Below are 21,722 nucleotides of genomic sequence, written 5' to 3' on the forward strand. Positions count from 1 at the left end.
GCCCGCTCGGGCCGTTCCGGTGACGCCCGGCCCGGGTCTAGCCTGCGCACATGTGGACCCGTCGGCATCACGAGGACGCGCCGGTCTCGCACGAGGAGAGTGCAGTCGCCCGCCGCTATCGCTACGTGCTGAGGACGGCCGGCGACCACGTCCTGCGCGACGTCCACCGCGTCGGGGTCACCGCGCTCGACGACGAGGACCGCCAGGTCCTGCTCACGACGATCCAGGCCCAGCTCATGTCCGGGGCGCGCCTCGGGGTGGAACGGGCCGAAGAGATCTCACGGCTGCTGGTGCTCGGTGAGCGGCGCAGGGCCGGGTCGGTCATCGCCCACCTGCCTGCCGACGTCCTCGACCGGCTCGCGACCTCGGTCGTGAGCGAGGCCGAGAGGTCGGGGCTGCTCGAGGCCTATGACGAGTGGGACGGAGCCGACCCGGTGGTGGCGGAGGAGACCGACAGTGGATACCGCTCGGGCTTCGACACGGTCCGCCACTACGACATCGTCCAGGGCCGTGCCGAGGGCGGTTTCAGCACCTAGCCGACCGACGTCCCTCTCGGGTGACGTCGTCCCGAGTCCCCGTGCGCCGTCATGACGTATGCCGTCACTCGTGCGCCATGAGAGCGCCCGGGTGCGCCGCCCGCCATGCCGCCATCGACGCGTCCCACTCGTCCCCGTCGAGTCCGGTGAGCGATGCCGGGAAGAGCCCGTCCTCCTCCTTGGCGATGTGCTCGCGCAGCTCGGCGGCCGCCACGCGCAACCGCTCCCGATCCCGTGGGCTGTCGAGGTCGAGCGCCGCGAGCAGCTGCTCGAGCTCGCGGTGCTCCTGCACGAGGGGTTCGATGTGCGCGAGCCAGAGGGGGTCACGGGCCATGACGGCGAAGAGACCGTTCTCCTCGCCCTGCCAGTGCGACCCGAGCTCGGAGGCGAGCTCGGACACGAGCCGACGCGCCGTGTGAAGGTCGCCTGCGTCCATGGCGCGAACGGCCCCTCCGGACAGGTCGACCGCTCGCTCGTGCTCGGCGATGTAGTCCATGAGCAGAGGCATGTCGCGGCATCCGCAGTAGTGGCACATAGGTCGGCTCCGCTCGGTCGTGGTCCGGTCCCGCCAGCCTAGGACCCGACCCCGACGGACTATGGCTCGGAAGGTGACCCTGCCCTAGCGTCGAGGGGATCAGCATCGGCCACCGCCGACCCACAACGGAGTGGATGATCATGACGAGAACGCAGACCCATCGAGCACGCACGAGTGCTCTGCGGCTGACCGCCCTGGCCGCCGCCGTCGCCCTCACGACCGCCCTGTCCCCGCAGCTCGCGTCCGCGGCACCGTCGGCCGACGCCTGCGCCGACCGGGCCAACAACACCTACCAGAAGCTCCTCGAGTGCGTCACCGTCGAGGGTGTGCGCGCCCACCAGGAGGCGCTGCAGAAGATCGCCGACAACAGCACCGACCCGGTCTACCCCGGCACCCGCGCCGCGGGCACCGACGGCTACGACGACAGCGTCGACTACGTCGCCGGGCTGCTGCGTGACGCCGGCTACCAGGTCACTCTCGACCCGGTCGACGTCACCTTCAACTTCCCGGCCGTGCTGCGCCAGCTCACGCCGGTCGCAGCGGAGTACGAGACCGGTGTCTTCACCGGCAGCGGCTCGGGCGAGGTCGAGGGCAACGTCATCCCGGTGGACCTCAACCTCACGCCGCCGCGCGCCTCCACGAGCGGCTGCGAGGCAGCCGACTTCGCCGGCAAGGACTGGAGCGGTGACAACGACATCGCCCTCGTCCAGCGCGGCACCTGCTTCTTCGGCACGAAGGCCTACTACGCCGAGCAGGCCGGGGCCGAGGCCATCATCATCATGAACCAGGGCAACACGCCCGACCGCGAGGCGCTCATCGTCGCGGACGGGACGAGCATCGACGAGCCGATCCCCGGGGCACCCGGGCCCGTCACCCACGGCATCCCTGTCGTGGGCGCGAGCTTCGCCGATGGTGCCGCGCTCGCCGCCCCCGGCTCGACGGCATACGTGCAGGTCCTCCCGGCGGAGACGCGCAGTGACTACAACGTCATCGCCGAGCTGCCGGGCAAGAACACCGAGAACGTCGTCATGGCCGGCGCCCACCTCGACAGCGTCATCGAGGGGCCCGGCATCAACGACAACGGTTCCGGTTCCGCCGCACTTCTCGAGACGGCGCTCAAGATGGCCGAGCTCACCCCGCAGAACACGATCCGGTTCGGCTGGTGGGCCGCCGAGGAGCAGGGCCTCGTCGGTTCGGCCGACTACGTCAACGGGCTCTCCGCCGCCGAGCGCGACCGGATCGCCCTCTACATGAACTACGACATGGTCGGCTCGCCCAACTACATCTTCATGGTCTACGACGCCGACGAGTCGACGTTCGAGGCTCCTGTGCCCGTCCCCGCGGGCTCGGAAGCGATCGAGGACGTCTACGAGTCCTACTACACAAAGGTCGGTGAGCTCTACGAGGACACCGAGTTCTCGGGTCGCAGCGACTACGAGGCGTTCATCCTCGCCGGCATCCCGTCGAGCGGGCTCTTCACCGGCGCCGAGGTCATCAAGACCGAGGAGCAGGAGGCCATCTGGGGCGGCACCGCAGGTGAGCAGTTCGACCCGTGCTACCACGAGGCCTGCGACACGATCGCGAACAACAGCATGCACGCGCTCGAGGTCAACAGCGACCTCATTGCCTTCGCGATGCTGACCTTCGCCTACTCCACCGAGTCGGTCAACGGCGTGCCCGGCAAGAAGGTCCCCGGACCGGCCTTCACGCTGCCGGCGCCCGCCGGACCGGAGGGCACCTTCGCCGGCGAGGACGGTGGCTTCGGCCACAGCCACGACGGCTGAACCGCGGCCGCTCGACGGCCACACGACGGCCCCCGGCGCAGCTCGCGCCGGGGGTCGTGGCACGCCAGGCCGCGACGCGTCTCCCGGAGTGGGGCTCACGTGGGACCTTCTGCCCTCGCGTGGCGGTTGATGCCGCGGTGCGATGGGGTCGGAGGTGGACGATGACACGACACTTGAGAACAGTCGCCACCGGAGCCGCGGCGCTCCTCGTCCTCGCGGCGTGCGCCGCATCGGGCAACGAGAGCGCGGGCACGGCCTCGGGGCAGCCCGGCTTCTGGCCGGGTCTGTGGCACGGGCTCATCAGCCCGGTGACCTTCCTCGTCTCGCTCTTCCGCGACGACGTCGGGATCTACGAGGTGCGCAACTCCGGAGGGTGGTACGACTTCGGCTTCATGCTGGGGGTCTCGATCTTCTTCGGCGGACCGGCCGGCGCGGGCTCGCGTCGGGCTGGGAGCGGCAGGAGGAGTGACGCCCGATGAGCACGGACCTGCTGTGGCGGCTGAACCGACCGCCGCGCGCGACGACCGTGGTCGGCGGGCTCTACCTCGTCGCCGCCGGCAGCCACGTCGGTCTCGTGTCCGCCGACCCGACGGTCTACGAGGGCTTCGCCGAGCAGGGGCTCCTCGGCTTCGTCCGCTCCGGCTGGGCGGACATCGTCATGGCCCACCCGCGAGCGTGGATCTACCTCCTCGCCCTGGGCGAGGCCACCCTCGGGGCCCTGCTCCTCACCGGCGCGCGTGCATCGCGCGCCGGCTGGGTCGGGGTGCTCGCCTTCCACGCGCTGCTGCTGCTCTTCGGCTGGGGCTTCTGGCTGTATGCCGTCCCCGCCGGCGCGCTGCTCGCGTGGTTCGCGCGTCGCGACCTCCCGGCCCTGACGGGTGGTTCCGGACACGGCGAGGGGGACGGCCCCGAAGGACCGTCCCCCTCTGTGCGTCACCCGGAGGAGCGGGTGGCGGCTGCGCTCAGACCAGGTCGAAGCGGTCGGCGTCCATGACCTTGACCCACGCGGCGACGAAGTCGTGCACGAACTTCTCGCGCGCGTCCTCGCTGGCGTAGACCTCGGAGAGCGCCCGCAGCTGCGAGTTCGAGCCGAAGACGAGGTCGACCGCCGTCGCCGTCCAGCGGACGTCACCGCTGGCGACATCGCGGATCTCGTAGACGTTCTCCGCGTCCTGCGACGCCTTCCACTGCGTGCCCGGGGCGAGCAGGTTGCGGAAGAAGTCGTTGGTGAGGACGCCCGGCCTGTCGGTGAGCACGCCGTGCGCGACGCCACCGTGGTTGTTGCCGAGGGCCCGGAGGCCGCCGACGAGCACGGTCATCTCGGGCGCGGTGAGGCCGAGCATGTAGGCGCGGTCGAGGAGGAGCACCTCGGGCTGGAGCTTCTCGCCCTCGCGGATGTAGTTGCGGAAGCCGTCGGCCCGCGGCTCGAGCACCCGGAAGGACTCGACGTCGGTCTGCTCCTGCGTCGCGTCGGTGCGACCGGCGTGGAACGGCACGGTGACCTCGACACCCGCGTCCTTTGCGGCCTTCTCGACCGCGGCCGAGCCGGCGAGCACGATGAGGTCGGCGAGCGAGACCTGTGCGCCGCCGCGACCGTTGAACTCCGAGCGGACGCCCTCGAGGGCGTCGAGAACCGGTGCGAGACGCTCCGGGTCGTTGGCGGCCCAGCCGCGCTGCGGCTCGAGGTTGATCCGCGCACCGTTGGCGCCACCGCGCTTGTCGGTGGTGCGGAAGCTCGCGGCTGACGCCCACGCCGTCCAGACGAGGTCGGCCGGGTCGATCCCGGCGGAGAGCACGGCCTCCTTGAGCGCGGCGACGTCCGCGTCACCGACGAGGTCGCCCTCGACGGCGGGCACGGGGTCCTGCCACAGCTGGGGCTCTGCGACCCACGGTCCGAGGTAGCGAGAGACCGGACCCATGTCGCGGTGGAGCAGCTTGTACCAGGCCTTGGCGAAGGCGAGGCGGAACTCCTCGGGGTTCTCGAGGAAGCGGCGCGAGATCTTCTCGTACTCCGCGTCGGCGCGCAGCGCGAGGTCCGAGGTGAGCATCGTCGGACGGTGCTTCGTCTCGGGGTCGAAGGCGTCCGGGATGATCCGGTCCTCGGTCTTGGCGACCCACTGCTTGGCGCCGGCGGGGCTCTCACTGAGCTCCCACTCGTATCCGAAGAGGATCTCGAAGTAGCGGTTGCTCCACTGCGTGGGGCGGTCCGTCCACGTCACCTCGAGGCCCGAGGTCATCGCGTCGGGGCCCTTGCCGGTGCCGGCACTGCTGCGCCAGCCCAGCCCCTGCTCCTCGAGCGGTGCACCCTCGGGCTCGGGGCCGATGAGGTCCGGGTCGCCCTTGCCGTGGGTCTTGCCGAAGGTGTGACCACCGGCGATGAGGGCGACGGTCTCCTCGTCGTTCATGGCCATGCGGGCGAAGGTGTCGCGGATGTCGCGGGCCGACGCCACCGGGTCCGGGTTGCCGTTCGGGCCCTCGGGGTTGACGTAGATGAGACCCATCTGGACGGCGCCGAGCGGGTCGGCGAGCTCGCGCTCGCCGGAGTAGCGCTCGTCGCCGAGCCAGGTGTCCTCCGGGCCCCAGAAGATCTCCTCGGGCTCCCAGACGTCCTCGCGACCGAAGGCGAAGCCGAAGGTCTCGAAGCCCATGTCCTCGAGCGCGACGTTGCCGGCGAGGACGAGCAGGTCGGCCCACGAGATCTGCTGGCCGTACTTCTGCTTGACCGGCCACAGCAGGCGGCGGGCCTTGTCGAGGTTCGCGTTGTCGGGCCAGCTGTTGAGCGGGGCGAAGCGCTGTCCGCCGTCGCCGGCGCCGCCACGGCCGTCGTAGATGCGGTAGGTGCCTGCTGCGTGCCAGCTCATGCGGATCATGAGGCCGCCGTAGTGGCCGAAGTCTGCGGGCCACCAGTCCTGCGAGGTGTGCAGGACCTCGGTGATGTCGCGCTTGAGCGCCTCGACGTCGAGCGTCGAGACCGCCTTGGCGTAGTCGAAGTCGGGAGCGAGCGGGTTGCCCTTGGACGAGTGGGCGTGCAGCACCGACAGGTCGAGCTGGTTGGGCCACCAGTCCTTGATGCCGTGCGGGCGACCGCCGGTCTTCGGGGTCGGCGAGTCGATCGCCGGGTTCTCGCTCTCACTGCCCTGGGCCGTCACGGAGTCGTGCATCACGGGGCATCCGCCCTCGGCCTTCCGGTCCACCCCCTGGGGGCTCTCGGGGGTCGGGTCGGCCTGGCTGTCGGTCATCGTGCTTCCTTCCGGCTTGTCACTTCGGTGGGTCTGGTCGGTCGGTGGAACGGATCGGGCGCACCGGTCGGGTGGGCGACCGGCACGGGGTCAGGTGGCCGCGGCGGCGCAGTCGCTGCACGTGCCCCAGTAGACGACCTCGGCCTCGTCGACCACGAAACCATGGCCGCCCGGGGCGGTGAGGCAGGGGACATGCCCGACGGCGCACTCGACGTCGACGATCTCGCCGCACGAACGGCATACGGCGTGGTGGTGGTTGTCGCCGACGCGTGCCTCGTAGCGCGCGTTGGAGCCGGCCGGCTGGATGCGGCGCACGAGCCCGGCGGAGGTGAGCGCACGGAGGACGTCGTAGACCGCCTGGTGCGAGACCGAGCCGTGCTTCTCGCGCACGCGGCCGATGATCGTGTCGGTGTCGAGGTGCGGCTCGTCGGCCAGCACCTCGAGGACGGCGAGACGAGGCCGGGTCACCCGCAGCGAGGCCTGCTGCAGCTCGATCCTCGGGTCCGTCGTCACGCCTGCAGCATCACGCACTTTCTGGAACAAGTCAAGATTGGCGCAACTCCCCGGTGGCGGGACCAAGAGCCCTGTCGGGCCGGCCTCGTCGTTCGTAGCGTCGAAGGCGAAGACCTCGAGAAGGAGGAGGATCCCATGCGACGGCTCCTGGTCCTGGGCGCAGGCACGGCCGGCACGATGGTCGTCAACAAGCTGAGGCGCCGACTGCGAGCGGACGAGTGGGAGATCACGGTCGTCGACCGCGACGACGCGCACCCCTACCAGCCGGGGTACCTCTTCCTCCCGTTCGGCGCCACCGCGCCCGAGGACCTCGTCCGAGCGCGACACGCCTTCATCCCCGACGGCGTCGAGCTCGTCCTCGCTGACGTGGACCGCATCGACGCCGACGAGAACGCGGTCCTCCTCGCCGACGGGCGGAGGCTGTCGTACGACTACCTCGTCATCGCGACCGGGACGACGCCCCGACCGGACCAGACGCCCGGGATGCTCGGCAAGGAGTGGCGACGCAGCGTCTTCGACTTCTACACGTTCGACGGCGCTCGAGCCCTCGCCGCGGCCCTTCCCGCCTTCGACCACGGACGCCTCGTCGTCCACATCACGGAGATGCCCATCAAGTGCCCGGTGGCGCCACTCGAGTTCGCCTTCCTCGCCGACGCCTGGCTGCGCCAGCGCGGCGTCCGCGACCGGGTGGAGATCGTCTACGCCACCCCGCTGTCGGAGGCGTTCACGCAGCCGGTCGCCGCACAGCACCTCGGCGCCATGCTCGAGGAGCGCAAGATTCTCCTCGAGCCGGACTTCATGATCGAGCGGGTCGACGACGAGCGGAAGTCGATCGTGTCCTGGGACGAGCGAGAGATCCTCTTCGACCTGCTCGTGACGGTCCCGCTCAACATGGGCGACGACGTCATCGCACGGTCGGGCCTCGGAGACGAGCTCAACTACGTCCCGGTCGACAAGGGCACGCTGCAGTCCAAGGCCCACGCCAACGTCTTCGCCCTCGGGGACGCCTCGAACATCCCGGCGTCCAAGGCCGGCTCGGTCGCGCACTTCTCGGTCGAGATCTTCGTCGACAACTTCCTCGACCTGGTCGCGGGCAGGCCGATGACCCGCTCGTTCGACGGGCACGCGAACTGCTTCGTCGAGTCGGGCGACGGCAAGGGCCTGCTCATCGACTTCAACTACGACACCCAGCCGCTTCCCGGGCGCTACCCGTTGCCGGTGGTCGGCCCGCTGAGCCTGCTCAAGGAGAGCCGAGCCAACCACCTCGGGAAGCTGGCCTTCCGCTGGGTCTACTGGAACGTCCTCCTCCCGGGACGCCCCCTCCCCCTCCCTGCCCTCATGACCATGGCGGGCAAGGTCGCGCCCCCCGACCGGAGTGCCGCCTCGGCCGGGGCGGGCGCCACGAACCCCTCCACCTCGACACCCCAGGAGTGAGCACCATGCCCGTCACCACGATCGACAACCGCCCCGTGCACGTCAACGACGAGGGCTTCCTCACCGAGCCAGCAGAGTGGGACGAGGCGCTGGGCACGGCGCTGGCCGCCGAGATCGGGATCGAGCTCGGCGATGAGCACTGGAGGGCCATCCGCTTCCTGCGCGACGACTACGCCAGCCACGGCGAGACGCCGACCCTGAGACGGGTGACGGTCGCGGGCGGCATACCGACCAAGGACCTCTTCCGGCTCTTCCCCCAGAAGCCCGCCAAGAAGATGGCCTACGTCGCCGGTCTCCCCAAGCCCCACGGCTGCGTCTGAACGCGGGTCCCCCACCAACGACAGGAAGGTTCGTCATGACCACCACCGACACCGCGCCCGCCATCGTCCCCAGCTTCGACACCCCGGGGAGCGCCGCCCGCAAGCTGGCCATCATCTGCTCCAAGGGAAGCCTCGACATGGCCTACCCCGGTCTCATCCTCGCCAACGCGGCCCTGGGTGAAGGCGTGGAGACGCACATGTTCTTCACCTTCTGGGGCTTCGACATCATCAACAAGAAGACGATGGCCGACCTTCGCTTCACCCCGCTCGGCAACACCGCCACGCACATGCCACAGGGTCTTGGCGGCATCCCCGGGGTGACGCACCTCGCCACGTCGAAGCTCAAGAAGTCGATCGCCGACCTCGACGTGCCGGAGGTGCCGGAGTTCCTCGAACAGATCGTCGCCTCGGGTGGTCACCTCTGGGCCTGCCGGATGTCGGCGGACATGAACCACCTCACGGAGCAGGACCTCTACGACGAGGTCGAGGGCATCATCAGCGCCAGCGACTTCATCGAGAAGACCGAGGGCGCGCAGCTGCTCTTCATCTGACCCGCACCGACCCCCGCGACGTCAACCCAGGCCGGCGCTGTGGTCGGGGACGTAGGTCGTGTGCTCACGCGGAGGGCGCTCGTAGCCGCGCGGCGCGGGTCGGGTGGGAAGCACGAGGGCCGGAGGGGGCACGTCGGCATAGGGGATCGTCGAGAGCAGGTGGGCGATCATGTTGAGCCGCGCCCGCTTCTTGGAGTCCGACTCGACGACGTACCACGGCGCCTCCGGGATGTCCGTGTGCACCATCATCTCGTCCTTGGCGCGGGAGTAGTCCTCCCACCGCGTGATCGACTCCAGGTCCATCGGTGAGAGCTTCCACTGCCTCATCGGGTCACTGAGCCGGGACTTGAAGCGTCGCTGCTGCTCGGCGTCGCTCACCGAGAACCAGTACTTGCGCAGGAGGATGCCGTCCTCGACGAGCAACCGCTCGAAGATCGGGCACTGGTGCAGGAAGCGGCGGTACTCGTGCGGGGTGCAGTAGCCCATGACCCGCTCGACGCCGGCACGGTTGTACCAGGACCGGTCGAAGAGCGTGATCTCACCGGCCGCCGGCAGGTGCTCGACGTAGCGCTGGAAGTACCACTGTGTCTGCTCACGCTCTGACGGTGCGGGCAGGGCGACGATCCGCGCGGTGCGGGGGCTGAGGTACTCGGTGATCCGCTTGATCGTGCCGCCCTTGCCGGCCGCGTCCCGGCCCTCGAAGACCACGACGACCCGCTGCTTCTCCGCCTTGACCCACTCCTGCACCTTGACCAGCTCGGCCTGGAGGCGGAGCATCTCGGCCTCGTAGACCTGTGCGTCCAGCGACCTCGCGGATCGCTCGCGCGGCGACATGGATCGATCGTAGGGGTCGAATCGTGACCCCGTCGCGGCCTCGGCGAACCTCAGGCGGTGACGAGCTCCTCGATCCGGGCGAGCGTGCGCTCCATGTTGCGGCGCGTCGTTCCCGCCATGCGCCGGACCGCCGGGCGGCCCGGCCACGCCTCGGTGCTGATGTCCCACGTCTCGCGCACGAGCGTGCCGCCGTCGACCGGCTCGAGCTCGTAGCGCCAGGTGCGCCCCGTGAAGAGCAGGCTCAGTGGGGCGGGCGCGAGGGTGCGCCATGCGATGCGCTCGTTCTCGACGAGCTCGACGACCTCGTTGCGGGTCGAGTACCTCGCGCCGAGCTTCATGTCCATGCCGAAGGAGTCGCCGAGAGCGAGCCGCCGCCCTCCCGAGCGAGCTCGCATCACCGTGCCGGAGCCGTCGATGTCGAGGTGGCGGGCGGGGTCCACGAGGAGGTCGAAGATCCGCTCGGGCGGAGCAGGGACCAGACGTTCGACGCTCACTCGGTCACGGTTCGTCATGGCGCACAGGCTACGTGCACGCCACGTCTCGGCCGCGAGCGCTCCGGTCGGGAGGTCTCAGCCTCCCGGCGTCGGAGCCGCTACGTATGCCGTGGTCGAGCCGAAGCGGATCGACGTCCGGTGCGGCACGACGAGCGTGTCGCACCCGAGTCCGTCGAGGAGGCGTCTGGCCACCGAACCGTCGATGAGCCCTGCCAGCGTGCCGCCACCGCGTGTTCCCACGACCACGAGGTCGCCGCGTCGGCAACGGTCCCGCAGCGCGACCACGGGATCACCTCGCACCACCTCGACCCGGCAGGGGACGGTCGTCGACGCCAGCAGTGGGCGCAGGGCGTCCCACACCCGGTGGACCTCGGCACACAGGTCGTCCGCCGAGCACGAGGTGGGTACGGCACGCACGACCCTCAGGGGCGTCCCGCGCAGTCCCGCCTCCGCCACCGCCTCGAGCAGCAGGGCGTCAGAGTCTCCGCCGCCACGACCCAAGCCGACGAGGACCTCGGGCTCTCGGGGACCCGGCTCCGCGTGGCGTCCTTCCACCGACGTCGGAGGTCCAACCCCGGCGCCGGCAACGCCTTCCCCATGCGGCAGGAGGATGGGCACCCTGAAGCGCCGCGCCAGCTCACCACTCGTCGAGCCGAGCGAGAACGCCGTCTCGCCCGCGCTGCCGTGCCCGCCGAGCACGAGGAGCCCCGCCCGGTCGACGAGACGCTCGACCTCCGGCGCGTCGATCGACGTGGCCACGACGGTCTCGATCGTCACGCCCGGACCCGAGCGTTCCGCGAGCTCCCGGGCACGAGCGCCGATCGCCACGGCATACGACAACGCTCGGTGCTCGGCCTCCGTCTGGGCCGAGAGGGTCGACCCCGTCGCGCGGATGCGGGCGAGGGTCAGGACCACGAGCGGCCACCCGCGAAGGCGCGCCTCGTGGGCTGCGGCTTCGACGGCTCGTTGGCTCTGCCAGGAGCCGTCTGCCCCGACCACGACGACGTCGAGCTGCTGCTGCTCGGCCACTCGGCTCACCACCCGTCCTCATCCAGGTCGCCCGGTGCGACCACCTCCACGGTGCCCGCCACACCCGTGTCCGCGCCCGGGACCTTGGGCCCTGACCTTGCGGGCACCCGGCGGGCAAGGCTCGTCACGGAGAACGGAGCGCCCGCACCCCGGGTCGCCCACCCCGTGAGAGGAGCACCATGGCCCACGACGCACCCCTGCTCATGTCCTTCGCCGAGGGCGACCGGTCGATGGCCGGCCTGCTCGGCGGCAAGGGAGCGAACCTCGCCGAGATGACCCGGATGGGACTGCCCGTCCCCGCGGGCTTCACGATCACGACCGAGGCCTGCCGCGACTACCTCTCGCACGGCCGGATCCCTACGGCGCTCCCTGACCTCGTGACCGGCGCGCTGACCCGCCTGGAGCGGGAGAGCGGACGCCGTCTCGGGGACGCTGCCGATCCCCTTCTCGTCTCGGTCCGCTCGGGCGCGAGGTTCTCGATGCCCGGGATGATGGAGACCGTCCTCGACGTCGGGCTGACCGACGCGTCGTTGCCGGGACTGGTCGCGCGTGGCGGCGAGCGGTTCGCGTGGGACTGCTACCGACGACTGGTCCTCATGTACGGCCGGACGGTGCTCGGCATCGACCCCGCCTCGTTCGAGAAGGCGGCCGAGGCCGTCACCGGACCCGCCGGACGGGACGAGTCACTCCTCGACGTCGCGGACCTGAAGGCCCTCGTCACCGAGTTCCGGCAGGTGCTCCGGGAACGCACCGGCGACGACCTACCGCAGGACCCGCGCGAGCAGCTCGACCGGTCCATCGAGGCGGTGTTCGCGTCGTGGAACAGCCCGCGCGCCAACGTCTACCGGGCCCACGAGGGGATCGCAGCCGACCTCGGCACCGCCGTCAACGTCATGGAGATGGTCTACGGCAACACCGGCCCGCGATCCGGCAGCGGAGTCTGCTTCACCCGCGACCCGGCCACGGGCGAGGCCCGGCCCTACGGCGACTACCTCCGGAACGCGCAGGGCGAGGACGTCGTCAACGGAAGCCGGGCGACGGTGAGCCTCGCCGATCTCTCGGACCTCGAGCCCACGGCATACGCAGAGCTCCTGGGCCATCTCGACACCCTCGAGCACCACTACCGCGACCTGTGCGACGTCGAGTTCACCGTCGAGAACGGCCGGCTCTGGGTCCTGCAGACCCGCGTGGGCAAGCGGAGCCCGGCCGCGGCGTTCGTCCTCGCCCACGAGATGGCCGAGGAAGGCCTCATCAGCCGCGACGAGGCCCTGCTGCGGGTCAACGGTCTCCAGCTCGAGTCGCTCATGCACCCGCAGTTCGCGCAGACCTCCGAGAGCCGCCTGCTGGCCGAGGGCCTGCCGGCGAGTCCGGGTGCGGCGGTCGGTGAGGCAGTGTTCGAGCCGGCCGACGCGGTACGGCTCGCCGCCGCCGGGACCGCGGTCGTGCTCGTGCGCACGGAGACGAGCGCCGAGGACGTCGACGGCATCCTCGCGTCGGCAGCCGTGGTCACCGCGCGCGGCGGGCTGGCCTCGCACGCCGCCGTCGTCGCCCGGGGTTTCGGGCGCACGTGCGTCACCGGTGTCATGAGCCTCACCGTCGACTCCGCGGCGCGGACGGCACGCACGTCCGACGGCGCGACCATCCAGGAGGGCGACCTGCTGTCGGTCGACGGGACGTCGGGCAAGGTCTTCGCCGGGGCGCTCGCCGTGCGTCCCAGCGAGGTGGCAGGGGCGCTGGAGTCGGACGACCCGGCCGAGGACACCGAGCAGCCGGTCGTGCGAGCCGTGCGCTCGCTGCTCGGGCACGCCGACGCACGCCGGCGGCTCGCGGTTCTGGCCAACGCCGACGTCCCCGCCGACGCCCTTCGCGCTCGTCGGCTCGGCGCCCAGGGCATCGGGCTGTGCCGGACGGAGCACACCCTGCTCGGCGAGCGGCGGGTGCTCGTCGAGCGCTTCGTCCTCGACGACGACCGGGTCTCGGCCCTCGCCGAGATGGAGCGGCTCGCGACCGAGGACTTCACCGGCCTGCTGCGCGCCATGGACTCGCTCCCCGTCGTCATCCGTCTGCTCGACCCGCCACTGCACGAGTTCCTGCCCGGCGTCGAGGCCCTGGCGACCGAGGTGGCGCGGGTCGAGGCGCTCGACGGCGAGGCCGACTCCTCGCTGACGCGCCGACTCCGGGTGGTGCGGTCGTGGCAACAGGTCAACCCCATGCTCGGCCTGCGGGGCGTCCGTCTGCTCGCCGTCTTCCCCGAGCTCGTCGACGTCCACGTCCGAGCCCTGGTGAACGCCGCCGACGCCCTCGTCCGCGAGGGCCTGCACCCTCGACCCGAGATCATGGTCCCCCTCGTGGCCGACGCGGCCGAGCTGAGGGCGGCGCGCACCCGCGTCGAACAGTGCATCGCGCGCACCCGTGGCACGAGGGCCTCGTCCCTGCACATCCCCGTCGGCGTGATGATCGAGCTCCCCCGGGCCGCCCTCACCGCGGCCGCCCTCGCCGAGCACGCGGACTTCTTCTCCTTCGGCACCAACGACCTCACCCAGACCACGTGGGGCGTGTCCCGCGACGACGGCCAGACCGGCTTCCTCACGGCATACCTCACCTCGGGGGTCCTCGCCCACGACCCGTTCGTCCGGCTCGACGAGACAGGCGTCGGTGAGCTCGTCGAGGTGGCGGTCGGCCGGGGTCGCAGCGCGCGTCCGGACCTCGGGCTCGGCGTCTGCGGGGAGCACGCCGGCGACCCGTCGTCGATCTCCTTCTTCGACCGGGTGGGACTGGACTATGTGTCCTGCTCAGCGCCCCGTGTGCCCATCGCCCGCCTCGAGGCCGGTCGGGCCGCGGTGTCCGCCACTGACGTCGTCGGCAGCGACACCCGCTGACGCGGCACGGCATATGAGAAGGCCCCGGTCCGCAGTGCGGTCCGGGGCCTTCGTCTCTCTGGTGGGCGATACTGGGTTTGAACCAGTGACCTCTTCCGTGTCAAGGAAGCGCGCTACCACTGCGCCAATCGCCCGTGAGGGGTACTACTCGAGGTGGAGACGGGATTTGAACCCGTGTAAACGGCTTTGCAGGCCGCTGCCTCGCCTCTCGGCCACTCCACCATTAGGGGCGGCTAAACCCTCCGAGCGGATGACCGGGTTCGAACCGGCGACCTCAACCTTGGCAAGGTTGCGCTCTACCAACTGAGCTACATCCGCGCGACGCCCGAAGTTTCCTTCCTGCGTGCGGAGAGAAACTTAACTGATTCCGAGCGCGAACTCCAAACCGGCTCGGTCAGCGCCCGGAACCGACCCGGATCCGCGGGATGACGAGGGTCTCGTCGTCGTTGACCGGGGTGAGCGGCCGCCTCGCAGCCTCCCGTATGCCGTCCAGCTCCAGGTCGTCGTCGACGTCGCCCTCGCCGGGCCGGCCGTCCTCGTCGAGGCCCTCTTCGGCGTCGCCGCCGGCCGGGCCCGTCGACGTGCCGCGAGCCTCGCGCCGACGCAGCCAGCCCACCACCCGTTGGCGCAGCCCCCGCTCGTCGGACGACGGCCAGAGGTTGCGGATCGCGGCGTTGAGGGCGGCACCGATGAGCACGGCGATGGCGAGCATGTAGAGCCAGATGAGCAGCACGATGGGGGCACTCAGGGGTCCGTAGATCGAGGTGCCGTCGAGCGAGGCCGCGATCGAGCCGCGCACGACGAAGGACGCGACGACCCAGATGAGCAGCGTGAGCACGGCGCCGGGCACGTCGTGCGTCCACGGGCTCCGGACCGGCGTGGACACGTGGTAGAGGCTCGTGAAGGTCGCGATGACGAGCAGCGAGACGACCGGCCAGTAGAGCAGGGTGAGGGCGTCGAGTCGCTCGGGCAGGAACTGGCCGAGGAGCGTCGGGCCGATGAGCACGAGCGGGATGGTGATGATGCCCACGATCAGGGCAACGACGTAGAGCGAGAAGCTGAGCAGTCTCGTGGGGACGATGCCGCGCACGCCCGACTGGCCGTACATGATCGACACGGTGTCGACGAGGACGTTGAGCGCGCGCGAGCCCGACCACAGCGAGAGCACGAACCCGACCGAGATGAGGTCGAACCGGCCCGACGTGAAGACGTCGTCGACCGTCGGCGTGAGCGTCGAGGAGATGACGTCCGTGGTGAGGAAGCGACCGGCATACTCCGTGATCGCGACGCGCACGGTCTCGACGGTGCCGGTGCCCAGCCAGCGACCGACGTAGCCGACGCCGCCGAAGAGGCCGAGGACGAGCGGCGGAAGCGAGAGCAGCGCGAAGAACCCGGCCTCGGAGGCCAGCCCGGTGACGCGGTAGCGCAGGCAGACGCGGATCGTCTCCACCGTGAGGCGGGCCAGCGCCTCGAGGGCAGGGAAGCGTGCCAGCCAGCGCCGCAGGCGTCGCTTCGCGTCGGTCACCCGGTCACGCTAGCCGCCGGGCCGGCACGGACACCCGCGTGACACGGTGCGGCGGCGGACACGAGCGGGTCACATCTGGGCCGCTCCGGCCCGTGCTCGGGCTAGCGTTCGGCCGTGCAGACCTCCGACGTCGTCAACCAGGTGCCGGACTTCGCCGGGCACGACCTCTTCACGACCGATGCCGTCGCCGTCGAGGCGATGAAGAGGTGGGGTGACCCGGCCGACGTCGCCGGTCTCACCGAGCTCGGCGTCCTCGCCGGGAGCCCCGAGGTGCAGGCCTGGGCCGACGACGCGCACCGCGACACCCCGCGGTTGCGCACCCACGACCGCACGGGGCGCCGCGTCGACGAGGTCGACTACGCGCGCAGCTACCACGACCTCATGCGCGTGGCCGCCGGTCACGGTCTCACCGCCGAGCCGTGGACGCGGCCACCCGCCAGCGGCGCGCACCTGCGCCGGGCCGTCGGCTTCGTCACATGGTCGCGCGCCGAGGCGGGTCACCTCTGCCCTGTCTCGATGACGTATGCCGCGGCGCCGGCCCTGCGCTCCACGCCCGCCCTCGCGGACCGATGGGTGCCGCTGCTCGCCTCGCGCGACTACGACCCGGTGCTGCGGCCGCGCGCCGACCGGCGCAGCGCCATCGCAGGCATGGGGATGACCGAGAAGCAGGGCGGCTCCGACGTGCGCGCCAACGTCACCCGGGCCGTCCCGGTGCCGGGCGGGCCCGTCGAGGGTGGCGAGACCTACCGCCTCACCGGGCACAAGTGGTTCTTCTCGGCACCGATGAGCGACGTCTTCCTCGTGCTGGCGACGACATTGGCCGGCGTCACGTGCTTCCTCGTGCCCCGCGTGCTCGACGACGGGACCCGCAACGGCCTTCGGCTGCAGCGCCTCAAGGACAAGCTCGGCAACCGGTCGAACGCCTCGTCCGAGGTCGAGCTCGACGAGGCGTGGGCGGTGCGGGTCGGCGACGAGGGTCGCGGGATCCGGACGATCATCGACATGGTGTCGTCGACGCGTCTCGACTGCGTCCTGGGTTCGACCGCGACGATGCGCGAGTCGGTTGTCCGGGCGGTGCACCACGCCCGGCACCGGTCGGCCTTCGGCGCTCTCCTCGTCGAGCAGCCGCTCATGCGCAACGTGCTCGCCGACCTCGCGCTCGAGGTCGAGGCGGCTGAGCTGCTCGGCCTGCGGATGGCGCACGCCGTCGATGCCGGCGAGGGCGAGCTGGCGCGGATCGGTGTGGCGCTCGGCAAGTTCTGGGTCTGCAAGCGCACGCCACCCGTCGTCGCCGAGGCGCTCGAGTGCCTCGGCGGGGCGGGCTACGTCGAGGAGAACGGCCTCGCCCGCCTCTACCGCGAGGCACCTCTCAACTCCATCTGGGAGGGGTCGGGCAACGTCGGCGCGCTCGACGTCCTGCGGGCGATGACGCGCGAGCCCGCCACCGTCGCCGCCCTCGACAAGGAGCTGTCGGCCGCCCGCGGGCACGACCGCCGCCTCGACCGCGCCATCGACGAGGTGCCCGCGCTCGTGGCGGCTGCCTCGAGCGAGGACGGCGCGTGGCGGGCCCGTCGCATCGTCGAGCACCTCGCCGTGACGCTCCAGGCGGCGCTGCTCACGCAGCACTCCCCCGCCTCGGTGTCCGAGGCGTTCGTCGCGTCGCGGCTCGAGCCGGGCGGCCACGGGGCGACCTTCGGCTCGCTCGACGACGTCGGCGCGGACGAGGTGACGAGCATCCTCGACCGCACCTTCACGTGAGTCGACCGCGGGCGCGAGCAGCCCGGCTCATGGCATGAGCGAGAGCCGCCGCTTCTCCGCCTCGACGTCGAAGTCGGCCTGGGGCCACTGCGGGTCGAGTGCCTCGAGGTGCTCGAGGACGAGGTTCGTCACGGCGAGCCGGGCATACCACTTGCGGTCGGCGGGCACGACGAACCACGGCGCGACCTCGGTCGAGCACTTCTCGATCGCCGCCTGGTAGGCCTCCTGGTAGTCCGCCCAGTGCGCCCGCTCGTCGAGGTCGCCCGGGTTGAACTTCCAGTGCTTGTCCGGTCGCTCGAGCCGCTCGGCCAGGCGCTCCTTCTGCTCGTCGCTCGAGATGTGGAGCATGACCTTGATGATCGTCGTCCCGGACTCGGCGACCGTGGCCTCGAAGTCGTTGATCTGCGCGTAGCGGCGCGACCACTGGCTCGGCGGCACGAGGTCGTGGACCCGGACGATGAGCACGTCCTCGTAGTGCGAGCGGTCGAAGACGCCGATGTCGCCGGGGACGGGCAGCGCCTTGCGGATGCGCCACAGGAACGGGTGCTTCTTCTCCTCGTCGGTCGGCGCCTTGAAGGACGTGATCTCGACGCCCTGCGGGTCGAACGCCCCGACGACGTGGCGCATGATGCCGCCCTTGCCGGAGGTGTCCATGCCCTGGATGAGCAGGAGCACCGAGCGGGTGCCGCCGCCGCGTGACTCGGCGTAGAGCCGCTCCTGGAGCTCGGCGAGCCGTTTCCCAAGGCCGGCCAGCGCGGCCTCGCCGGCGGCCTTGTCGCCGTCGAACCCTGGTGTCGACCGAGGGTCGAGCGCCGCGAGGTCGAAGCCCTCCCCCGCCCTCAGGGCGTCGGTGTATGCCGTGGACGTCGTCGCGCTCTTCGCCATCCCCGCATCCTGTCAGCCGCCGACCCCGCCGTGGGGGCGTCGCGGGGTGACAGACTTCCGGCGTGCGCCTCCTCCTCGAGACCGGCTCGGCCGGCGACGTGCCCGCCCCGATCGACGACGGTGCCCTCGCCAGGCTCTATGCGTGGCCCCACGGCGGAGGTGTCAGGGCGAACTTCGTCTCGACCCTCGACGGCTCCGGTGTCGGCGGCGACGACCGCAGCGGCTCGATCAACACCGAGCCCGACGGCCGTGTCTTCCACTTCCAGCGCGACCTCGCCGACTGCGTCCTCGTCGGCGCGGGCACCGCACGGGCAGAGGGCTACCGGCCCGGCTCGACCCCGATCTTCGTCGTGAGCGGACGCGGCCGACTCCCGGAGTCGCTCGCGTCCGGCGACGGCGAGGTCGTCCTCGTCACCTGCGCCGCGTCGGGCCGCGAGGCGGCCGACGACGTGTGGGTTCTCGGCGAGGAGAGCGTCGACCTCCCCGCCGTCGTCGCCCGCCTCCGAGAAGCCGGTATGCCGTGCATCCTCACCGAGGGCGGACCGAGCCTCTTCCACGACCTCCTCGACGCCGGGCTCGTCGACGAGGTGGCGCTCACGTTCGCGCCACGCATCGTCGGCGGCGACCACACCCGGGTCGTCGCCGGTGCCGGGCTCGGCGGCCCGTCGGGTCTGGACGCCGAGCTCCGGCACCTGCTCGAGGAGGACGGCACCCTCCTCGGACTCTGGCACCTCCCCCGCACCTAACTCACCAATTCCTCCCGTTCCGCACGCCGATTCGCGTACCGAACGGGAGGAATTGGCGAGTTGAGCACGGGCCGGTGGGCGGGTCACTCCGAGGCGAGGAGCTCGAGGGCGCGGAGACGGTTGTCGAGGCCCGGCGCGGCGTTGGTGACCATGAGCTCGTCGGCCTGCGCGTGCTCCGCGAAGCGGGTGAGGTAGTCCCGCACCGCGTCGATGTCGCCGACGGCCGAGTAGGTCATCATGTGCCGGGCCTGCATCCCCACCGGCGAGCCCATGAGCTCGTCGACGGCCGCGTCGTCGAGCCGGCCGGCATACGCAGGGACGCGCGAGGCGAGCGAACGCACGCGTGAGCGGAGCACCGAGGCGGCCAGGGCCTCGGCGTGCTCCTGCTCGTCGGCGACGACGACGTTGAGCGCCGCGATGGCGTAGGGCTCGGCGAGCTGCTCCGATGGCCGGAACTCGCGGCGGTAGACCTCGATCGCCTGCACGAGCGCGTCCGGGGCGAAGTGGCTCGCGAAGGCGTAGGGCAGGCCGAGGCGCGCCGCCAGCTGGGCACCGAAGAGGGAGCTGCCGAGGATGTAGAGGGGCACCTTGGTCCCCCGGCCCGGAATGGCGTTGATCGTCGGCACGAGGCTCTCGTCGGAGAGGTAGCCCTGGAGCTCGAGGACGTCGTCGGGGAAGCGGTCCGACGCCCGCGGGTCCGCGCGCAGGGCGCGCATCGTCACCTGGTCCGTGCCGGGCGCCCTGCCGAGGCCGAGGTCGATCCGGCCCGGGTGGAGCTCTGCGAGGGTGCCGAACTGCTCGGCGATGACGAGCGGTGAGTGGTTGGGCAGCATGACGCCGCCCGAACCGACGCGCAGGCGCTCGGTCCGGGCGGCGACGTGCGCGAGCAGGACCGCGGTCGCCGCCGACGCGATCGAGGGCATGTTGTGGTGCTCGGCGAACCAGAGCCGCTCGAAGCCTCCGAGCGAGTCGGCCTTCTGCGCCAGCACCGTGCTCGCCTCGAGCGCCTCACCGATGGGCTGGTCACGCCCGACGGTGGCGAGGTCGAGCAGCGACAGCCGCGGTCCTGCGGGGCTCACGCGGAGACCGCCACGCGGGCGTCCTCGGTGCGGGTGGCGTCGGCAGCGGACAGCGGCGTGGCCTCGTCCTCGTCGAGCTCGAGCCGCCGGTCCGCGCCGCCGAACGTGTTGGCGTCGTAGACGGACTGGTCGAGCAGGCCGTTGCGCTTGGCCACGATCGTCGGCACGAGTGCCTGGCCCGCGACGTTGGTTGCGGTGCGGATCATGTCGATGATCGGATCGATCGCGAGCAGCAGGCCGACGCCCTCGAGCGGCAGCCCGAGCGTCGAGAGCGTCAGCGTGAGCATGACGACCGCGCCGGTGAGGCCTGCCGTGGCCGCGGACCCGACGATCGAGACGAACGCGATGAGCAGGTAGTCGGTGATGCCCAGGTCGACACCGAAGAGCTGGGCGACGGTGATCGCCGCCAGCGCCGGGTAGATCGCGGCGCAGCCGTCCATCTTCGTCGTCGCGCCGATCGGCACGGCGAACGAGGCGTAGTCACGCGAGACACCGAGGTTGTGGGTGACGACGCGCTGGGTGAGCGGCAGGGTGCCGATCGAGCTGCGCGACACGAACGCGAACTGGATCGCGGGCCAGGCTCCGGCGAAGAACCGCACCGGGTTGAGGCCGTTGGCGCGCGCCACGACCGGGTAGATGACGAGCAGCACGATGGCGCAGCCGAGGTAGACGTCGGCGGTGAAGATCGCGAGCGGGCCGAGCAGGTCCCAGCCGTAGTTGGCGACGGCAGAGCCGATGAGCGCCGCGGTGCCGACAGGCGAGAGCTTGATGACCCACCAGACGAGCTTGCTGAAGATCTCGAGGGCGCTGCGGGTCAGCTCGACGAAGGGGTCGGCCTTGGCACCGACGGCGAGGGCGGCCGCGCCGATGGCGATGCCGAGGATGACGAGCTGGAGGATGTTGAACGACGGGCTCGAGCTGAGCGCGCCACCCTCCTCGGCCGACGTCGAGACCTCGAGCCCGAGGAAGTTCCCCGGCACGATCGAGGTGAGGAAGTCGAGCCAGCTGCCGGTCTTGCTCGGGGCCTCAGCGGCGGCGGTGTCGAGGGTCGCGTTGGCACCCGGGTTCGTCACGAGCCCGAGCGTGATGCCGACGACGACGGACGCGGCCGCGGTGACCGCGAACCAGACGAGCGTCTCGCCGGCGAGCCGCGCGGCGTTGGTCACCTGCCGCAGGTTGGCGATCGAGACGATGATCGCGGTGAGCACGAGCGGGACGACGATGACCTTGAGCAGCTGGACGAAGATGCCGCCGACGGTCTTGAGCGTCTCGGCGAGCCAGGCCTGGTCGAAGGAGCGGGCGACGAGCCCGAGGACGACACCGGCCACGAGGCCGACGAAGACCTGGGCCCAGAAGGGGGCGCGCCGGCGCGGGGCGGCGCCGGTCGCTGCCGCGGGCACGGCGGGATCAGGGGTGGTGCTGGACATGACGGACTCCTGAGGAAGGGGACGTGGGGGGCGGAGGCGGTCAGCCGCGACAGCGGTCGCTGGCGTCCAGCCTCAGGTCCACGTGCAGACGCCGCCAGAGGGCAGGAGTCATCGTCGGGGTACACACAGGGGCGGCAACCGGGGACGTCGCGCG

At 71.1% G+C, this 21,722-nt stretch carries 20 protein-coding genes and 3 tRNA genes; 10 read left to right on the top strand and 13 right to left on the bottom strand.

Going from position 1 to position 21,722, the window contains the following annotated elements; translation table 11 throughout:
• Nucleotides 1–50: 50 nt before the first annotated feature.
• The gene (locus tag N798_RS10455) at nucleotides 51–536 is read left to right on the top strand and encodes a hypothetical protein (protein ID WP_035948256.1); all 486 of its coding nucleotides are present in this window, start codon (nucleotides 51–53) and stop codon (nucleotides 534–536) included.
• Nucleotides 537–600: 64 nt separating this feature from the next.
• Here the strand turns inward: N798_RS10455 and N798_RS10460 are convergent, their stop codons facing one another.
• Nucleotides 601–1,044, bottom strand: coding sequence for a hemerythrin domain-containing protein (locus N798_RS10460; protein WP_198030742.1), 444 nt, complete (start codon nucleotides 1,042–1,044; stop codon nucleotides 601–603).
• 167 nt (nucleotides 1,045–1,211) lie between these two features.
• Here N798_RS10460 and N798_RS10465 point away from each other — a divergent pair, with 167 nt between their 5' ends.
• The 3 genes from N798_RS10465 (at nucleotide 1,212) to N798_RS10475 (ending at nucleotide 3,849) form a co-directional block, all read left to right on the top strand.
• The gene (locus N798_RS10465; RefSeq protein WP_052117192.1) at nucleotides 1,212–2,855 is read left to right on the top strand and encodes a M20/M25/M40 family metallo-hydrolase; all 1,644 of its coding nucleotides are present in this window, start codon (nucleotides 1,212–1,214) and stop codon (nucleotides 2,853–2,855) included.
• 173 nt (nucleotides 2,856–3,028) lie between these two features.
• Complete coding sequence (locus N798_RS10470; RefSeq protein ID WP_229708246.1) at nucleotides 3,029–3,334, top strand: hypothetical protein; 306 nt, start codon at nucleotides 3,029–3,031, stop codon at nucleotides 3,332–3,334.
• Nucleotides 3,331–3,849 (top strand): hypothetical protein, encoded by a 519-nt coding sequence (locus N798_RS10475; protein WP_052117181.1) that lies wholly within the window; start codon nucleotides 3,331–3,333, stop codon nucleotides 3,847–3,849. Before N798_RS10470 ends, N798_RS10475 begins: the two co-directional genes overlap by 4 nt.
• Here N798_RS10475 and katG read toward each other — a convergent pair.
• Nucleotides 3,818–6,094 carry a catalase/peroxidase HPI gene (gene katG, locus N798_RS10480; protein ID WP_035948259.1) on the bottom strand — a complete coding sequence of 759 codons (2,277 nt, stop codon included), beginning with the start codon at nucleotides 6,092–6,094 and terminating at the stop codon, nucleotides 3,818–3,820. The genes N798_RS10475 and katG overlap by 32 nt on opposite strands.
• 90 nt (nucleotides 6,095–6,184) lie before the next feature.
• Nucleotides 6,185–6,607, bottom strand: coding sequence for a Fur family transcriptional regulator (locus tag N798_RS10485; protein ID WP_035948260.1), 423 nt, complete (start codon nucleotides 6,605–6,607; stop codon nucleotides 6,185–6,187).
• 135 nt (nucleotides 6,608–6,742) lie between these two features.
• Here N798_RS10485 and sqr point away from each other — a divergent pair, with 135 nt between their 5' ends.
• From sqr to N798_RS10500, 3 genes are read left to right on the top strand one after another with little or no spacing between them, the layout of a single operon-like run.
• Nucleotides 6,743–8,041 (top strand): type III sulfide quinone reductase, selenoprotein subtype, encoded by a 1,299-nt coding sequence (gene sqr, locus N798_RS10490; RefSeq protein ID WP_052117183.1) that lies wholly within the window; start codon nucleotides 6,743–6,745, stop codon nucleotides 8,039–8,041.
• Nucleotides 8,042–8,046: 5 nt separating this feature from the next.
• On the top strand, nucleotides 8,047–8,361 hold the full coding sequence (locus N798_RS10495; protein WP_035948294.1) for a TusE/DsrC/DsvC family sulfur relay protein: 315 nt from the start codon (nucleotides 8,047–8,049) through the stop codon (nucleotides 8,359–8,361).
• Nucleotides 8,362–8,396: 35 nt separating this feature from the next.
• On the top strand, nucleotides 8,397–8,912 hold the full coding sequence (locus N798_RS10500; RefSeq protein WP_035948261.1) for a DsrE/DsrF/DrsH-like family protein: 516 nt from the start codon (nucleotides 8,397–8,399) through the stop codon (nucleotides 8,910–8,912).
• A gap of 21 nt (nucleotides 8,913–8,933) precedes the next feature.
• On the opposite strand, the gene ppk2 is transcribed toward N798_RS10500, so the two are convergent.
• The 3 genes from ppk2 to N798_RS10515 are packed head-to-tail and all read right to left on the bottom strand — an operon-like array spanning nucleotide 8,934 to nucleotide 11,278.
• Nucleotides 8,934–9,746: a polyphosphate kinase 2 gene (ppk2, locus tag N798_RS10505; protein ID WP_052117184.1), complete on the bottom strand. Its 813-nt coding sequence runs from the start codon at nucleotides 9,744–9,746 to the stop codon at nucleotides 8,934–8,936.
• Between the two features lie 50 nt (nucleotides 9,747–9,796).
• Nucleotides 9,797–10,258 carry an SRPBCC family protein gene (locus tag N798_RS10510; protein ID WP_035948263.1) on the bottom strand — a complete coding sequence of 154 codons (462 nt, stop codon included), beginning with the start codon at nucleotides 10,256–10,258 and terminating at the stop codon, nucleotides 9,797–9,799.
• A gap of 57 nt (nucleotides 10,259–10,315) precedes the next feature.
• Complete coding sequence (locus tag N798_RS10515; RefSeq protein ID WP_188450326.1) at nucleotides 10,316–11,278, bottom strand: universal stress protein; 963 nt, start codon at nucleotides 11,276–11,278, stop codon at nucleotides 10,316–10,318.
• Between the two features lie 170 nt (nucleotides 11,279–11,448).
• On the opposite strand from N798_RS10515, the gene ppdK reads away from it, so the two are divergent.
• Nucleotides 11,449–14,148: a pyruvate, phosphate dikinase gene (gene ppdK / locus N798_RS10520; RefSeq protein ID WP_052117186.1), complete on the top strand. Its 2,700-nt coding sequence runs from the start codon at nucleotides 11,449–11,451 to the stop codon at nucleotides 14,146–14,148.
• A 59-nt stretch (nucleotides 14,149–14,207) separates the two neighbouring features.
• On the opposite strand, the gene N798_RS10525 is transcribed toward ppdK, so the two are convergent.
• The 4 genes from N798_RS10525 to N798_RS10540 form a co-directional block, all read right to left on the bottom strand.
• Nucleotides 14,208–14,282: transfer RNA gene (locus N798_RS10525), tRNA-Val, on the bottom strand.
• Between the two features lie 17 nt (nucleotides 14,283–14,299).
• Nucleotides 14,300–14,370: transfer RNA gene (locus tag N798_RS10530), tRNA-Cys, on the bottom strand.
• 23 nt (nucleotides 14,371–14,393) lie between these two features.
• A tRNA-Gly gene (locus N798_RS10535) sits at nucleotides 14,394–14,466 on the bottom strand.
• Between the two features lie 76 nt (nucleotides 14,467–14,542).
• Nucleotides 14,543–15,673 carry a YihY/virulence factor BrkB family protein gene (locus N798_RS10540; protein ID WP_035948265.1) on the bottom strand — a complete coding sequence of 377 codons (1,131 nt, stop codon included), beginning with the start codon at nucleotides 15,671–15,673 and terminating at the stop codon, nucleotides 14,543–14,545.
• Between the two features lie 114 nt (nucleotides 15,674–15,787).
• On the opposite strand from N798_RS10540, the gene N798_RS10545 reads away from it, so the two are divergent.
• Nucleotides 15,788–17,431 (top strand): acyl-CoA dehydrogenase family protein, encoded by a 1,644-nt coding sequence (locus N798_RS10545; protein WP_035948267.1) that lies wholly within the window; start codon nucleotides 15,788–15,790, stop codon nucleotides 17,429–17,431.
• Nucleotides 17,432–17,458: 27 nt separating this feature from the next.
• On the opposite strand, the gene N798_RS10550 is transcribed toward N798_RS10545, so the two are convergent.
• A complete protein-coding gene (locus tag N798_RS10550; protein ID WP_035948268.1) occupies nucleotides 17,459–18,316 on the bottom strand; it encodes a polyphosphate kinase 2 family protein in 858 nt (285 codons plus the stop codon).
• A gap of 62 nt (nucleotides 18,317–18,378) precedes the next feature.
• On the opposite strand from N798_RS10550, the gene N798_RS10555 reads away from it, so the two are divergent.
• The gene (locus tag N798_RS10555) at nucleotides 18,379–19,062 is read left to right on the top strand and encodes a dihydrofolate reductase family protein (RefSeq protein ID WP_035948270.1); all 684 of its coding nucleotides are present in this window, start codon (nucleotides 18,379–18,381) and stop codon (nucleotides 19,060–19,062) included.
• 83 nt (nucleotides 19,063–19,145) lie between these two features.
• On the opposite strand, the gene N798_RS10560 is transcribed toward N798_RS10555, so the two are convergent.
• Nucleotides 19,146–20,141 (bottom strand): LLM class flavin-dependent oxidoreductase, encoded by a 996-nt coding sequence (locus N798_RS10560; RefSeq protein WP_084100508.1) that lies wholly within the window; start codon nucleotides 20,139–20,141, stop codon nucleotides 19,146–19,148.
• Nucleotides 20,138–21,568, bottom strand: a complete 1,431-nt coding sequence (locus N798_RS10565) for a dicarboxylate/amino acid:cation symporter (protein WP_052117187.1) — start codon at nucleotides 21,566–21,568, stop codon at nucleotides 20,138–20,140. The genes N798_RS10560 and N798_RS10565 overlap by 4 nt, the downstream gene beginning before the upstream one ends.
• Nucleotides 21,569–21,722 lie beyond the last annotated feature (154 nt).

Source organism: Knoellia flava TL1 (assembly GCF_000768675.1).
Lineage (GTDB): Bacteria > Actinomycetota > Actinomycetes > Actinomycetales > Dermatophilaceae > Knoellia > Knoellia flava.